At 33.9% G+C, this 15,919-nt stretch carries 18 protein-coding genes; 3 read left to right on the top strand and 15 right to left on the bottom strand.

The window, feature by feature from the left end:
- Both JQC67_RS02355 and JQC67_RS02360 read left to right on the top strand, forming a co-directional pair.
- On the top strand, window positions 1–1,404 hold the full coding sequence (locus tag JQC67_RS02355) for a TolC family protein (protein WP_203251257.1): 1,404 nt from the start codon (window positions 1–3) through the stop codon (window positions 1,402–1,404).
- Window positions 1,405–1,418: 14 nt separating this feature from the next.
- Window positions 1,419–2,027 (top strand): TetR/AcrR family transcriptional regulator, encoded by a 609-nt coding sequence (locus tag JQC67_RS02360; protein ID WP_203251258.1) that lies wholly within the window; start codon window positions 1,419–1,421, stop codon window positions 2,025–2,027.
- Window positions 2,028–2,041: 14 nt separating this feature from the next.
- Here the strand turns inward: JQC67_RS02360 and JQC67_RS02365 are convergent, their stop codons facing one another.
- Window positions 2,042–2,509, bottom strand: coding sequence for a CYTH domain-containing protein (locus tag JQC67_RS02365; RefSeq protein ID WP_203251259.1), 468 nt, complete (start codon window positions 2,507–2,509; stop codon window positions 2,042–2,044).
- Window positions 2,502–3,176, bottom strand: a complete 675-nt coding sequence (locus tag JQC67_RS02370) for an NAD(P)H-binding protein (protein WP_203251260.1) — start codon at window positions 3,174–3,176, stop codon at window positions 2,502–2,504. Before JQC67_RS02370 ends, JQC67_RS02365 begins: the two co-directional genes overlap by 8 nt.
- Window positions 3,177–3,204: 28 nt before the next feature.
- Between JQC67_RS02370 and dinB the strand changes: the two genes are divergently transcribed.
- The gene (gene dinB, locus JQC67_RS02375; protein WP_203251261.1) at window positions 3,205–4,305 is read left to right on the top strand and encodes a DNA polymerase IV; all 1,101 of its coding nucleotides are present in this window, start codon (window positions 3,205–3,207) and stop codon (window positions 4,303–4,305) included.
- A gap of 1 nt (window position 4,306) precedes the next feature.
- On the opposite strand, the gene JQC67_RS02380 is transcribed toward dinB, so the two are convergent.
- The 13 genes from JQC67_RS02380 to JQC67_RS02435 form a co-directional block, all read right to left on the bottom strand.
- Complete coding sequence (locus JQC67_RS02380; protein WP_203251262.1) at window positions 4,307–4,762, bottom strand: COG2426 family protein; 456 nt, start codon at window positions 4,760–4,762, stop codon at window positions 4,307–4,309.
- Window positions 4,763–4,895: 133 nt separating this feature from the next.
- On the bottom strand, window positions 4,896–6,356 hold the full coding sequence (locus JQC67_RS02385; RefSeq protein WP_203251263.1) for a TolC family protein: 1,461 nt from the start codon (window positions 6,354–6,356) through the stop codon (window positions 4,896–4,898).
- A gap of 55 nt (window positions 6,357–6,411) precedes the next feature.
- Window positions 6,412–7,785, bottom strand: a complete 1,374-nt coding sequence (locus JQC67_RS02390) for an ABC transporter permease (protein WP_203251264.1) — start codon at window positions 7,783–7,785, stop codon at window positions 6,412–6,414.
- A 6-nt stretch (window positions 7,786–7,791) separates the two neighbouring features.
- Window positions 7,792–9,036, bottom strand: coding sequence for an efflux RND transporter periplasmic adaptor subunit (locus JQC67_RS02395; protein WP_203251265.1), 1,245 nt, complete (start codon window positions 9,034–9,036; stop codon window positions 7,792–7,794).
- Between the two features lie 239 nt (window positions 9,037–9,275).
- Window positions 9,276–9,650: a cupredoxin domain-containing protein gene (locus JQC67_RS02400; RefSeq protein WP_203251266.1), complete on the bottom strand. Its 375-nt coding sequence runs from the start codon at window positions 9,648–9,650 to the stop codon at window positions 9,276–9,278.
- Between the two features lie 63 nt (window positions 9,651–9,713).
- Complete coding sequence (locus JQC67_RS02405) at window positions 9,714–10,262, bottom strand: carboxymuconolactone decarboxylase family protein (RefSeq protein WP_203251267.1); 549 nt, start codon at window positions 10,260–10,262, stop codon at window positions 9,714–9,716.
- Between the two features lie 64 nt (window positions 10,263–10,326).
- Complete coding sequence (locus tag JQC67_RS18995; RefSeq protein ID WP_238934447.1) at window positions 10,327–10,482, bottom strand: hypothetical protein; 156 nt, start codon at window positions 10,480–10,482, stop codon at window positions 10,327–10,329.
- 98 nt (window positions 10,483–10,580) lie between these two features.
- Window positions 10,581–11,423, bottom strand: coding sequence for a helix-turn-helix domain-containing protein (locus JQC67_RS02410; RefSeq protein WP_203251268.1), 843 nt, complete (start codon window positions 11,421–11,423; stop codon window positions 10,581–10,583).
- Window positions 11,424–11,558: 135 nt separating this feature from the next.
- A complete protein-coding gene (gene pyk, locus JQC67_RS02415; protein ID WP_203251269.1) occupies window positions 11,559–13,010 on the bottom strand; it encodes a pyruvate kinase in 1,452 nt (483 codons plus the stop codon).
- A gap of 2 nt (window positions 13,011–13,012) precedes the next feature.
- A complete protein-coding gene (locus JQC67_RS02420) occupies window positions 13,013–13,468 on the bottom strand; it encodes an IPExxxVDY family protein (protein WP_203251270.1) in 456 nt (151 codons plus the stop codon).
- 104 nt (window positions 13,469–13,572) lie between these two features.
- On the bottom strand, window positions 13,573–14,310 hold the full coding sequence (gene rnc / locus JQC67_RS02425) for a ribonuclease III (protein WP_203251271.1): 738 nt from the start codon (window positions 14,308–14,310) through the stop codon (window positions 13,573–13,575).
- Between the two features lie 9 nt (window positions 14,311–14,319).
- The gene (gene fabF, locus JQC67_RS02430) at window positions 14,320–15,570 is read right to left on the bottom strand and encodes a beta-ketoacyl-ACP synthase II (protein ID WP_203251272.1); all 1,251 of its coding nucleotides are present in this window, start codon (window positions 15,568–15,570) and stop codon (window positions 14,320–14,322) included.
- 99 nt (window positions 15,571–15,669) lie between these two features.
- A complete protein-coding gene (locus tag JQC67_RS02435) occupies window positions 15,670–15,903 on the bottom strand; it encodes an acyl carrier protein (RefSeq protein WP_153756429.1) in 234 nt (77 codons plus the stop codon).
- Window positions 15,904–15,919: the final 16 nt, after the last annotated feature.

The raw sequence follows: 15,919 nt of genomic DNA on the forward strand, positions 1-15,919 counted from the left end.
ATGCAAAAATTCGCAATAAATAAATTCTTTTTGGTGGCATTACTTCCACTAATGCTGCAATCATGTTTTGTAGCGAAAAATTATACACGGCCAGAAGTCGAAATCGAAAATTTATATCGAACAGACAATTTGCCACAAGATAGTGTTTCGCTTGCATCAGTATCTTATAAAGACCTTTTTACAGATTCACATTTAAAAACCTATATCCAAAAAGGTTTAGACAACAACTTAGACATACGTATTGCACTGCAAAATATTACTGCTGCTCAAGCTTATGTGAAACAAGGTAAGGCAGGATATTTACCTACTCTAAATGGAGCTGCAAGCGCTACTAGAACAGCAAAAAATAGTGAAAATGGACAGTTTGGAAGTTTTTTTACGCAACCATTTAATCAATATGAAGCATCAGGCACCCTATCGTGGGAAGCCGACATTTGGGGTAAAATTAGAAGTACTAAACGAGCAAGTGATGCAAGTTACTTACAGACAGTAGCAGCACATAAAGCTGTAAAAACGGATTTGGTAGCACAAATAGCTACTACATATTACCAATTGTTAGCCTTGGATAAACAAATTAAGATAACTGAGGAAACCATTGAAAACCGTTCGAAAAGTGTAGAAACTATTACAGCCTTAAAAGAAGCTGGTCAGGCAAATCAAGTAGGAGTAGATCAAACAGCTGCACAATTATACAGTGCCCAAAGTCAATTGTTAGACCTTAAAAATTTGGTTTATCAGACCGAGAATACACTAAGTATTCTTTTGGGTGAACAACCTAAAACGTATGAACGTAGCTCTTTAGATAATCAAAATATATCTAACGAGATGCAACTTGGTGTTCCAGTATTATTATTACGCAATAGACCTGACATTATGCAAGCGGAATATAGTGTAGTCAACAGTTTTGAATTAACTAATGTTGCTAAAAGTAACTTCTACCCATCTATAACCCTTTCTGCACAAGGTGGTTTTCAAAGCTTAGAACTTGACAATTGGATAGATTCTCACTCTATTTTTGCCAACCTTATCGGTGGTCTTACGCAACCAATTTTTAATGGTCGTAAAATAAGAACAGCATATGAGGTTGCACAAGCACAACAAGAGCAATCTATATTAAACTTTAAAAAGGCACTATTAATTGCAGGGAAAGAAGTGTCAGAAGCTCTAAATGAGTATAACATTTCTGTAGAAAAAGAAGTTTTTATCACAAAACAAGTAGTGGCTTTAAAAAGAGCTGAAGATAACTCTGAAGAATTGTTAAACAGCGGATATTTAACATATTTAGATCTTTTAACTGCAAGAGAAAACTCACTTAACGCTGAGCTTAATTTGATCAGTAATAAATTCACCCAACTGTCAGCAACGGTTGAATTATATCGCTCACTTGGTGGTGGATGGCAATAGCAAAAATGCATTAAATGTTTGATAAAGAAGAGTTTTTAGCTTTTGCCCTTTTTAAATTTACAAGGTTTGGAAGCAAACGATTTACTTTAGACGATCTCGCTCATGAAATGGGTATTTCTAAAAAAACGATATATGAGCATTTCACTAGCAAAGAAGAGATATTACAAGAAAGTCTTTACGCACTTTTAAACAAGCTTCGTAAGCTTTATAAGCAATGTATTGAAGAACACAAATCAGATCCTATTTTAGCAATAATTGAAATTTATAAAATAGGATTTGATTCTTATAGAACATTTAGTCCTTCTTTTATTTTTGGCTTAAAAAAGTATTACCCCAGTGTTTATGACACGCTAAGTAAATTTAGAAATATTGAAGCAAACATTTTAATTAAGAATCTACTTCAAAGTGCAATAGACAAAGGCCAAATTAGAAGTGGAACAAATATTGAGCTTATCTGCGAATTGTATTTAAATAGGCTTGAACTTATATTATTTTCCTCAAAAAACCTCTATGAACAGTATTCTGCAACAGAACTTGTAGAACATATAATTGTCAATAATCTTCGTGGTATTGCAACCGAAGATTATTTAAAAAAGACCAACTTTTTATTACAAATAAGTTAGCGCACTTTTTAGACTTACCATTGTTTAAAAGGCTTTTTACTCAATTGAGAGTTGTAATATTTTATGTCTCCTGTAACCTCTACACCCAACCAGTCTGGTTTTTTAAAAGGTTCATTTTCATCTTCAAGTTCAATTTCAGCAACGACAAGGCCTTCATTTTCACCATGAAATTCATCAATTTCAAATGTGTGAGAACCTAATTGCACATTAAAGCGAATTTTATCAATAATTCCGGGTTCACAGATACGTAAAAGATTCTCCGCATCGTTTATTGAAATTTCCTTTTCCCATTCGAATCGAATAGTACCCGCATCATTTGATTTCCCCTTAACTGTCAAAAATCCAGATTTATTTTTTATTCGAACTCTTACTGTACGTTCTTTATCCGTATTCAAAAAACCTTGAACAATTCGTTCTTTAGATTTTGCCTGCTCTTGGTACGCTGTAGATGTTACCAAGAATTTACGTTCAATTTCAATCACTCTTTGCTGCTATTTTTTTAATTATATCAGATTCAATTCTATTGGTCTTATATTCATTATTGGCAAGCCATACCATAGCTTTGGCGATAGTTTCTGGTTTAATAGACCGATATTTTTCAAGCGGACCAGCCAAAACAAGGTTTACCACTTTCATGAATTGTTTGAATAACCACTCGCCCACTCGTTTTTCGTTTCGTTTTCCACCAATCAATGAAGGTTGTAAGAAGTAAGTTTCCGTTATTTTCGCATCTAATACAGCATCTTCCATTTCACCTTTAACTCGGTTATAGAAAACACTACTTTTTGCATTCGCCCCCATTGCCGAAACAACTACAAAAGTTGAAATATTATTTTGATTGCATAATTTAGCGGCAGACACGGGTATACCGTAGTCTATAGTTCTATACTGTTCTTTATTGGGTGTTTTTGATTTTGTTGTACCAATGCAGCAGAAAACTTCTTCTCCTTGAAAGTGGTCTTTAAATTGATCTAAGTTCATTAAATCTCCTAAATGTTCTTCCATTTTTTCATGTGCAAATCCAATTGTAGAACGTGAGAAAAGCTTGATTCTATTATATCGATTATCATTTAATAAAAGCTGTAACAAAATGCCTCCGGTAAGACCGGTAGCTCCGAGTATAATTGCTGTTTTTGTTTGTGTTTCCATCAAACTAAATATAACCTAATTTTGTAGTATGCCAAATGATTTACCATTGCGAAAAATTATTCATGTAGATATGGATGCTTTCTACGCTTCGGTAGAAGAATTAGACAATCCGGAACTAAAAGGAAAACCTGTAGCTGTTGGCGGCAATGAAATAAGAGGTGTAGTTTCAGCTGCCAACTACGAAGCACGCAAATACGGAGTGCGAAGTGCAATGAGTGGGTATTTAGCTAAAAAGAACTGTCCCGAAATAATCTTTGTAAAACCGCGATATGATCGATACAAAGAGATTTCAAAGCAGATACGAGCAATTTTTCACGATTATACAGATTTAGTTGAACCTCTTTCTTTAGACGAGGCTTATTTAGATGTCACCGTAAATAAAAAAGGAAATCCGTCAGCTTCATTAATTGCAAAAGAAATTAGACAGCGAATTTTTGATGAATTAGGATTGGCTGCTTCTGCAGGAATTTCAATCAATAAATTTATTGCCAAGGTTGCCAGCGATTTCAACAAACCAAACGGACAGAAAACAGTAAATCCTGAAGAAGTACTTGATTTTCTTGAGGAACTGGACATTAGAAAATTTTATGGCGTAGGTAAAGTTACAGCCCAGAAAATGTATAAACTAGGTATTTTTACGGGTAAAGACCTTAAAGGTAAAACCCTAGAATTTCTAGAAGAGCACTTTGGCAAAAGCGGAAGGTACTATTACCACGTAGTTCGTGGAATTCATAATAGCGAAGTAAAACCACATCGCATACCCAAATCAGTTGGCGCTGAAAGAACATTCAGTGAAAACCTAAGCAGTGAAATTTTCATGTTAGAACGTTTACAACATATAGCTGAAGAACTTGAACGACGTTTAATTAAATCAAAAATTGCCGGTAAAACAGTCACTTTAAAAATAAAGTACAGCGATTTTACATTAAACACAAGAAGTAAGACACTACCTTATTTTGTTTCTGACAAAGCACTAATACTAGAAACCGCAAAAGAACTATTATATCAAGAAGAACTTCAAAATTCTGTTCGTTTATTAGGTATTTCGTTGGCCAATTTAAATACAGAAAAAAAGAAATCTGTGGCTAAACAAGATTCTGTCTCAGTTCAACTCAAGTTTGAATTTTAAATTACATTGCTTTCATAGATGCCATTGTAGCAGACCAAACAATTGCAGATGAAAGAAAAATACCAATCACATTTGCCCAAAAAGCTTTTTGCTTCTCTATTTTAAATAGATAAGTAGCAATACTACCAGCATAAACACCTGTGCCTGGCAACGGAATCATTACAAACAGTACTAATCCGAAAAAACCATATTTTTTAATTTTATCACCAGAACTTGTTTTTGCTCGTCTAGCAACAAATAATGCTGATTTCTTGTAAAATTTCCACCTTGTGAAATAGACATTGATTTTTTCTAAGAAAAACATCATTATTGGAAAAACCATAACATTGGCCAAAAAGCACAACACAAAAACCCAATACACATTCAGGCCTTTAAGCATACCATAAGGTATACCTACTTTGGCTTCACCAAAGGGCGACAAACTCCAAAGAATTGCTACTATGAAATCTATAATCAAAGCCTTTTTTTTAAGAGTGCAAAATTAACGCTCTAATTGATTAAACCGTATATTTTGCTTCTTAAAAAAGAATTAAATTTTATAAAGCTTTTTTAGAAGTAATTTAAGTACTGAGTTGCTAAAAAAAGGAAAACTAGTCTAATACAATATCTTCAATCGATATTTTCTCATCCTCCATAAAATCATAGAGTGTTAGCCTTCTAAGCGTATAGTAGTCAACCCAGAATTTTTCTAATGAATTAAGGTAATCTACTACCGCTTTGTCCATTTCTGATTGGGCTATATTTAAATCGGTAATGGTTATTTTGCCAAGTACATATCTCTTCTTGGTAATATCATATCGCTTTAATGCTATTTCTTTGGCTTTCTCTGAGGTTGCTAAAAAGTCTCTTTGGCTTGACCAGTTTAGCGTATGCAAGAATATTTCTTGCTCAAAAGCTTGCTTATCTTGTTCTATATCATTCTCAACTAAGCTCAAATCTGCTTCAGCCATTTTTCGTTTTGACTTAGTTACACCCCAGTCAAAAATTGGAGCCCGAATGGAAAGCGCAACATTCTGCTGCTGATCATATTCTTGAAAGAGTGTAGCATATTCTTCAGAACGCCTATTAAGACCGAAATTTGCACGTAAATTAACTTGAAGTCGATTAGTACCTTTAACCTGTGCGAGGTTCTGTTCGGCCTCTAATCGCCTTCGCCTAAATTGGATTACTGATTTTCTATTATTTTCAGCTTCAGCCAATGCTTTGTCTAAACTCACAACAAAATCATCTAGTTTCTCTGGTACTTCAAGCTCAATAGACTCTGTGTCCAATTCTAAATAACGCGCTAAATCTTGAGAAGTTTTTTTTAATAAAATTGTATTTGTAGTAACATTGTTTTGAGAAATCAAATGGCTCAATTCAATTTGCAGCAATTCATTTTCAGCAATCTTTCCTATTTTAAATCTTCCTTTAGTAATCTGCAATAAAGTATCTTGGTTTGATAAATTTTTAATTGCAATATCTAAAGTAACCTGTGCCTTCAATAGGCCAAAATAGAGCATACAAGTTGTTAACGAAATATCCTCCATGTTTTCGATAATATTTCGTTTAGATTCTTCATATCGTAATGGTTCAATTTTGCGTTGCCATTTATAAGGGTTATAAAAAAGTGAATTTTGATAATAATTAATTGAAAATGGTATTAAAGAATAATTTGTTACATCTTGTGTACCAAAACGATCTACCCTATCTATTTGACTATTCACCGAAAAAGCACCACCAGTAAATGGTACTTTTTGCTCAAGACTTAGTCCGGCATCCATAACCGATTGGTTTTGATTCACAAAAATATCTTGCCCCTCATCATTGGTTATTCTAGTTATAGAATTTGTGTAGGCAGGTAGCGTTGCATTTAAACTTAATTGAGGTAAGAAGTCAGCTTGATAATTTTTATATCTCCAATAACCAGATTTATACTGATTAACAGCCCTAACGTATTCAGGAGACTTTTTCTGTGCAATTTTAATGGCTTCAATCAATTTTATCTTTTGTGACTGCCCATAGCTAAAAACATGAAAAATCAGAAATAGGAAAAATAGAATTGTTCTCATTATTTTGGTTTTAATCAATTCAATATTTAATGTCACCGTTTGCACAAATAAGTTTTTATTCATGCCTAATAGCTTCTATAGGATTTTTATTAGCTGCTGATTTTGCAGGCAATACCCCAAAAATGAGTCCGATAAAAGTCGCTACTAAAAAGGATAATAAAATAGAACCCATTGATACAATTGTCTCTATGTCAGTAGCAATTTCTAAAACATATGAAGCAACAATTCCTAGAATACAGCCAATTATTCCGCCGCTAAGACTAATTAAAATAGACTCTGACAAAAACTGTAAAATAATGTCTTGCTTTGTGGCCCCTATAGCTTTCATAATACCAATTTCTTTAGTTCGCTCTAAAATAGAGGCCAGCATAATATTCATAATTCCTATACCGCCAATCAGCAAAGAGATTCCGGCTATAATGCTTAAAACAATATTGAAAATCTGTTTTGTTTTTTGTTGCTGTTTCAGTAAATTAATGGGAATTGTAATTTCAAAATCAAGCATACCATTATGCTTTCTCTTTAGCATTTTACTAACGACCTCAGCAGTCGCCTTCAACTCATTTGAATTATTTACTTGAATGGTAAGCTTATCTATTTGATGATAATTACCTCTTGGTTTTCTTTTTTTAGGTCCATTATCTCCACCACTAATCATTATAATTCCTCCCCCAAGATCCAAAGGCTCATCACTAATTATTTTTCGGTCTTTATACCGAACCAAGAATGTTTTTATAGGTATATAAATGTCTTGGTTTAAATCTCGTATACCCAAGTTTTCTTGTGCTGTTTCTGAGATTAATTTCTCTTCAATAATACCTATGACCTTTAGCCATACATCTTTTACTTTGATTTGTTTGCCAATTGCACTCTCACCAGTAAATAGTTTTTTCGCTACTTTTTCACCTATGATACAAACCGGTAATGCATTCACCGTTTGTATTTCTGTGAAGTTCTCACCCTGGCCAATATGAACATTTGAAGTTTCAAAAAAAGTATTGGTTACGCCTATCAATCTAACTGGGCTTTGTCTTCCCTTTTTAATCATGTACGTTTCAAGAATAATCTCAGGGCTAAGTTTTTTAACAGTGGGAATATTCTCTTTAATACTTGCAACATCTAATAAATCTAATCCTTTTGAAAACCGGATAGTTTCGAGCGCACCACTTTCATCTTCCGATTCAGATTCGTTTTCATCTGCCTCGTCAGGTATTGGAGTTATAACAATATTATTCACCCCTACCAGTTCAAGTTGGGCTAGAATTTCTTGTTCAGCACCTTTACCAATTGCTAACATAGTAATTACCGCTGCCACCCCGAATATGATACCTAAAGCTGTTAAAAAAGTACGAACCTTATTAGCCAAGATAACACGCACAGCCTCAGAAAGATTTGACTTTATGGTTTCTAAAAGAATTTTATTTGCCATGGAAATTTATCTTATCTGAGCAATACTTTTATCTTCTAACCCTTCAGGTTTGCTCAGATAAACAATGTTTTTTTCTTCTAGTCCTTTTTTGACAATAATAACATCATCATTTGAATCACCTAATAGCACTTGTTTTTTGCTAACTGAAAAACCGGAATCAACATATACATAGCTTATAGAATCTTTTGAGAAAACTGCTTCTAACGGAATCATTAAAACATCTTCTTCTTTTTGAATTAAGATTCGATTTGATGTTGTCATACCTGGTCGAATACTTGAATTCATTTCTTTCAACTTTATCAATACCTGAAAAAGTTTAATATCAGAACCTCTTTTATTTTCTCCTACATTGGCAACACTGGTCACAACACCTTCCATAGTAATATCTGGAAAGGCATCAAAACCTACTGTAACTTCTTGATCTTTTTTTATTTTTCTAACATCAACTTCGTTGGAATATGTTTTAGATTCCATTTTTGTTAAATCAGGAAGCGTAGCAATTGTAAGATTCCAAGCATTAATATCTGACCCTACTTTCTTCTTGCTTCCGTCCCAATTTTTAGCGTATGTAACCATACCATTGGCATCTGAATGGATTGTAAAAGAAGCTTGTAGTGCAATAAGGTCATCTAATTTTGTACGTATTTTTGAAACTTCAGTGCCCACCTCAACCATTTTGGCAACTGCTTTTCTTTTCTTTATATTATAATCTTCCTTTTTTTCTTTTAGGTCTCGTTCGGCTCTCTCAATTTTTATTTCCAATTGCCGTATGGTTACAGGCGATTCATAAATTGATTGTTTTAGCTCTAGCTTATCCTCTTCCATATTAAAAAGAATGTCTTTTATAGCTGTTCGTTCTTGCTTTAGCGTAAGTGTAGTGTCAAGTTCTTCTTGCAAATATTTAGATTCAGCACTTTCTAAACTCAAGCGAGCATCAATAATCTGTTCATTGACTGAAGATGGATCTAACCGACCAACATAATCTCCTTTTTCAATGACTGTACCTTCAGGAATTAAATCTTGAATTTTGATATTATTTAGTCTGAATTTTCGAAGATTTGCAGGGCCGTCAATATTTTTTAGACTTGTAGATTGCGCCTCTCCAGAAATTATTACCTCACTTATAAATTCACCTTTTACGACTGGTGCAGTAATAGTAATGTCTTCTTCTGAATCAGATCTGAAAAAAAAATAGCCCAAGAGCAAAAGCAAAACAGGTATTCCTATGAGTAGGAGACGTTTTTTATTCATGGTGGTTTGGTTTTTTGATCTTTTAAAACTAATTAATTAGTTACATCAAAAACTTCTCCAGATGTTATTTTTTTCATAATGTTTGAAGGAAAAAAGATACGATGTCCCTTTTCTGATAATTAATAACCAAAATAGTAACCCGTATTATAAGGTACTTAGCAATCACAAAATCAAGTAAAAAAAAAAGCCTTGAGACCAATTATATAGGCCTCAAGGCAAACCAAAATTATATACTGAAATTATTTTACAATCAAAGTATTGTCTGTAGCTGTTGGGTTCATTGGGCAGAAATACACATACTCACCAACCTCTAAAACTGTTGGCTTCGACTTTTGAGTTTTGCCTGTACCTACTACCTCAGTAACATATGCTGTTTGAATATGATTTTCAGGCTTACTTATGTCTTTACCTTTTTGAACCAATACAAAACCCACATCATGGCCTACCGCGTTATTTGAAATTTCAAAAACATAGGTTCCTGCAGCTACGGTTAGTTCCTTTTTAGTAAACTCACCAGGAGTTTGCTCTAAAGAAATCACCTTTTCATTACTCTGCGCATTTGAAGAAAATATTGCTCCAACTATTAATGCGAATACTACTATTACTTTTTTCATAATTATTTATCTTTTAGAATATATTCTACCCATGCTTAAGCAGAATTATTATTATTATTTTAATTAAGCTTGCACTACTTCTAATGGTTGTGCTTCAGGAAAATCAACCGGTACATTTGTTGTCTTATGTAGGTAATTTGAAATTGTTTTATCGCCTACTAAAACAATTGTATCTATTAAGTTTTCCTTCGTCCATCCTGCATTAAAGAATTCAGCAATTGTTGTTTCATCCGTAGCACCACGATTCTCGGTAATATTTTTAGCTAGTTTTGCTAAGGCATCTAATTTGGCGTCAAATGAAGCTCGCCCTGCTCTAAGTTCAAGAATTTCGATTTCAGAAAACCCGTTCATTTTACCTATTGCCGTATGTGCAGCCAAACAGTACGAACAATCATTAACTTGACTAACCGCTAGATTTACAACTTCTTTCTGTTTTGCTGATAACGAAGTTTTTGCATTACTCAGCGCAAGATAGTTTGCTAATGCATTTTCAGAATGGGCATATGTTGCATATAAATTTGGCACAAACCCTACTGCCTTTTCTAAATTATCAAAAATCGCCTGATTATTTAAACTTACTTCTTCTCTTTGAGGTACATTAAATTTGCTCATAATTTTACTTTTTTTAGATTTTCTCAATGATGAGAATTATTTGTTATTATTAAATACTTAGTCTTTAATTTGAAGTAATGGGATTCTTTGCATCACAATAAAAATCATGATGATATTTCTGCTCACAATGTGATGTTGTATTGATAGTCTTCAATGGTTTTCTTTTACCGTTTCTGAAGATTTCAATTAAATTGAAAATGGATTTTATTTGTGTCGTCATGTTACTTTGTTTTCTAATTACAAGGTAAAGATGCGACTGAAGCTTACTTTTTTGTTAGGAGGTATTGCCCGACGGCTTGTAGAAATTTCCCTTTTGACCTAAATCATTCCGATACTACGGAACTGGGAAGGTGAATGGCCTGTCATTTTTTTAAAAAAACGGCTAAAATGTGCTGGATCATTAAAACCAAGTTCATATGCAATTTCTTGGTTTTGTTTATCAGAAAATGTCATAAGTCGTTTTGCTTCTAAAGCGAGACGTTCTAAAATTATCTGTTGTGGTGATTTCTGGTTGTAGATTGCGAAAAGGTTAGAAAGTGTCTTCGGACTTTTGAAAAGCAATTCTGCATAATCACTCACCTTTCTTTTTGATTTATAATGTGTATCAACCAAAACATTAAATTTTCGAACAACATCTATCTGTTCATTATCTAAAGCTTTAACCATAAGTTGTTCTTTGGCTAATCTGGTACACATAATTATAAGCCGTTTTAACAACATCTGAAGCATATCACCTTGAATTCTATCAGGGGTAGAAAATTCATCTAGAAAAACCTCATATAAAGTATTGAACTTACGTTCTTGTTCTTTAGGTATCGTTATAATAGGTAGGTCTTGTGTGCCAAAGAATAATATTCCGTTGCATGAAACTTCACTATCATGATCATTTATACAGTAAAATTCTCTATTAAAGAGAAATGTAGTCAAGGGCAACTGGGTAGACTTGTATGATACATGCTGCAAATAAGTAGTAGTTACTATATGGTTGGGCAATAATTCAATTGATAATCCATCAATTTCTATGATAATTGCTGCTTCATTTCTATTCCAAAGAATATTAATATTGCTTGACGAACTTGAGAAGTGATTTTCATTATTTTTAATATCATCTGTAAACCCGAAGATCGAGCCAATTTTGGAATCGTGAAACTCAAATTTCATAAGGTTGTTGGCTTTAAAATGAGGTAAAATAGAACCATTTAGTCAGCCAAAAGCTCTAATACTTACAATTAGATAAAGCACAAAAAAAATCCTGATTATGAAAATCAGGATTTTAATTTAGTTCTTAATACTAGTTTAAGCCTTTTTAAAATTACAGGTCTCAATTTCAGTAACACGAAGCGTATTTACCATTCCTTTATCTTTGATAGGCATTGCTGCAAGGCTAATCAACATATCGCCTACATCTAAAAACCCTTTTTCACACGCCATTGCATTTACATCTTCAATGGTTTCATCAGTAGAAACATAACGATCGTAATAAAAAGCTTTTACACCCCAAAGTAAATTCAACTGTGTTAAGATTCTTCTATTTGATGTAAAAACAAGAATGTGCGCGCTTGGTCTCCATGCTGAAATTTGAAATGCTGTATAACCACTATTTGTTAAAGTAGATATGGCTTTTGCCTTAATTTCATTGGCCATTGAAGCAGCATGATAACATACTGATTTAGTGATATACCTTTTTGTTCTAATATGTGGCGGATCATGTGGCACATGAATTAAATCAGAAGCCTCTACACTTTGTAAAATGCTTGCCATGCGTTCTATTACTTGAACAGGATAATTACCCACTGATGTTTCACCTGAAAGCATAACTGCATCAGCACCATCCATCACAGAATTAGCTACATCATTTACTTCAGCACGTGTTGGAGTTAAACTCGTAATCATGGTTTCCATCATCTGAGTAGCAATAATCACAGGAATTCTTGCTCTTTTGGCACGCAATACCAATTGCTTTTGTATCAACGGTACTTCTTGTGCAGGCACCTCAACACCTAAATCACCTCTAGCAACCATCAAACCATCACAGTGCGCTACTATCTTGTCAATATTCTCTACTGCTTCAGGTTTTTCAATTTTAGCAATAATCGGAATTTTATGATCCGAATGCTCTTCTATAATTTTTCTTAAATCAATACAATCTTGTTCAAAACGTACAAAAGACAAAGCAATCCAATCTACTTGTTGCTCAATTGCAAAAATGGCATCTTTGACATCCTTTTCGGTAAGCGCAGGCAATGAAATATTCGTATTGGGTAAATTCACCCCTTTCTTTGATTTCAATGGCCCACCTTGAATAACTCTTGTTTTGACAGTATCCTCACCATTGGTTGAGATTACCTCAAACATTAGTTTACCATCATCAAGTAAAACACGTTCTCCGGCCTTAACATCTTTAGGAAAAGCACCATAATTCATATAAACGCGCTCAGCAGTACCTTCAAATGGTTCACCAGTTACAAAATCAATTTCATCTCCAGGTGCGACAACAACTTCGCTTCCCATTACACCTACTCGCAATTTTGGCCCTTGTAAATCTCCTAGTATAGATACATTAGTACTCAATTCTTCATTGAGTTCACGAATCATTTTTATACGTGCTTTAACTCCATCATAATCGGCATGTGAGAAATTTATACGAAAGACATCAGTACCCGCCAATATCATTTCTTTTAAAACTTCTTTCTTCGATGTTGCAGGCCCTAAGGTTGCAACTATTTTGGTTTTTTTATTCGTAGGCATTCTTAAAATATTAGATTGTTTTTTGAATTCAGTTTATCGCAATCAACCATATATGCGGTCATTACGGATGGTATTTCTTGTATACTTTTTACCAAAGTATCAGCAACTTCTTGATCAATTTTAATAAAATAATCTACCTTACTATGCTCAGGCACTAGATGCTGTTTAGCAGTTGAGGGCATATCTTTAAAAAGACCAGTCATGTTGATGTCACCTTGACCAAAGGTACTATTCGGAAAAAGCGACCAATTACTATCGGTTTTCTCATCAAACCATTCAAACATGGCTATAGAGAGATTTTCGTTTATTTCAATATCGTTCTTAGTTCTCTTAAATTGCGTTTTCAACATTGAATTAAGAGCATAAGCTAAAGCGTAGTCTTCTTGATTGCTTTGTATAGCAATAAGCATGAACCAATCATCATAAAAATCTTCTAAGATCTTATGCTTTGTTCCCATAATGATGTAAAAGCGAAATGTAAATATATGACTATTAGCCAAAACCACCATACATTTTTAGCAGGCTTGCTTATAATGTAGAAACAATAACGTTATAGTAATATTCAAGATTTGTTCATCTTGCCTTGAAGCGCAAAATAAGCTCTTTTTGAAGCCCTTTCTTCAGCCTTCTTTTTCGATGTTGCTCTAGCTTTAGCAATAACATTATCTTCAATTGAAAGTTTTACAGCAAAATGCTTCAAAGGGTCATTACCACTATCTTCATAAACATTATAATGAAATGTTTTCTTCTGCTTTTGACACCATTCAATTACCAAACTTTTATAACTTATTACTCTACCTTCAAGTTGCTCTATGTCAACATATGGCTCAATAACACTCTCATGAATAAATTTCTCACAGTAATTATACCCACGATCCAAATAGATTGCACCAACAAGTGCCTCAAAAACATTACCATGAATATTGTCACCAAAATGAGATTTTGGTATGCGACTATTTACAAATTCAATTAAATTAAGATCTTTACCAAGCTCATTTAAATGCTTTCTACTAACAATTTTTGAACGCATTTTAGTCAAGTAACCTTCATCACCTTCAGGTACTGCATCATACAAATGTTTTGATATAATAGTGCCCAACATAGAATCGCCTAAAAATTCAAGACGTTCATAATTCATAGGGTTTCCTTCATCATCCTTTTTATTGGCTGAACGATGAAGAAACGCTTTCTTAAATAAATCAAGCGATTTCGGCTTAAAGCCAAGAATTTTTGTGATACCCAAAAAAAAATCCCCATCCTCTTTTGAATGGGAACTAAATAAATGGGAGGCAAAATTCATTATGTTGACTTAACTTAATTTTTTGAAAACTACACAGGCATTATGCCCTCCGAAACCAAATGTATTACTCATAGCTACCTTAACTTCTCTTTTTTGAGCTTTATTTAAAGTCAAATTGAGACTAGGGTCAATATTTTCATCAATCGTAGTATGATTTATTGTAGGCGGCACTAAACTATGTTCCATTGCTAAGATAGAAGCTATTGCTTCAATAGCACCAGCCGCACCTAACAAATGACCTGTCATCGATTTAGTTGAATTGATATTAATTTTTGACGCATGCTCACCAAATACTTGTGAAATTGCTTTCAATTCAGCAACATCACCTAGTGGTGTAGAGGTACCATGGGTGTTAATAGCATCAACTTCATCAAGACCAATACCTGCATCTCTCAAACAGTTTTCCATTACTTTAACCACACCAATACCATCAGGATGTGGCGCAGTCATATGATAAGCATCACTTGAAAGACCGCCACCAGCAACTTCAGCATAAATTTTTGCCCCTCTTGCTTTAGCATGCTCGTATTCTTCTAATATAAGAGCACCTGCTCCTTCCCCTAAAACAAAACCATCTCTAGTTGCATCAAAAGGTCTTGAAGCCGTTTCAGGACTTTCGTTTCTTTTTGACAAGGCGTGCATTGCGCTAAAACCGCCCATACCTGCTATAGTTACAGCAGCTTCACTACCACCAGTAACAACAACATCACAATGTCCTAAACGAATATAGTTTAGTGCATCAATCATTGCATTAGCCGCAGAAGCACAAGCAGATACTGTAGTATAATTTGGCCCCATAAAGCCATATTTTATTGAAATGTTACCAGGAGCAATATCCGCTATCATTTTTGGAATGAAAAAAGGATTGAAACGCGGTGTACCATCACCTTCAGCGAAGTTCATCACCTCATCTTGAAAGGTTTGAATACCACCGATTCCGGCTCCCCAAATTACGCCTACTCGAAATTTATCAATTGCTTCGAGATCAAGTTTAGAATCTTCAATCGCCTCACTAGACGATATCATGGCAAATTGAGCAAATCGATCAAGCTTACGTGCTTCTTTTCTATCAAAATAATCCTCTGGATTATAATTTTTGATTTCGCAAGCAAATTTTGTCTTGAATTTTTCGGTTTCAAAATGAGTCACAATAGCGGAACCACTTTTTCCGTTTTTCAGACCTTCCCAATATTCTTCAACATTATTTCCAATGGGCGTTAAAGCACCCAGACCTGTAACAACAACTCGTTTTAATTGCATGTAACCCTTTTTTATTGAGCAAAGTGAAATTAAAAAAAAATATCCATGCAGCATTATACCACATGGATAATTTTTAAATCTTATCAAGTAAGCATAAAATTACTTCGCTTCTTCTATATAACTGATGGCTTGACCTACAGTAGCGATATTTTCTGCTTGATCATCTGGAATTTGAATATCAAATTCTTTTTCGAATTCCATAATCAACTCAACAGTGTCCAATGAATCGGCTCCAAGGTCGTTAGTAAAGCTAGCTTCTGATACTACTTCGTTTTCATCAACTCCCAATTTATCAATGATTATAGCTTTTACTCTTGATGCAATGTCTGACATAATATTTGGTTTTAAA

It is taken from the genome of Aurantibacter crassamenti (assembly GCF_016811105.1).
Classification (GTDB): Bacteria; Bacteroidota; Bacteroidia; order Flavobacteriales; family Flavobacteriaceae; genus Aurantibacter_A; species Aurantibacter_A crassamenti.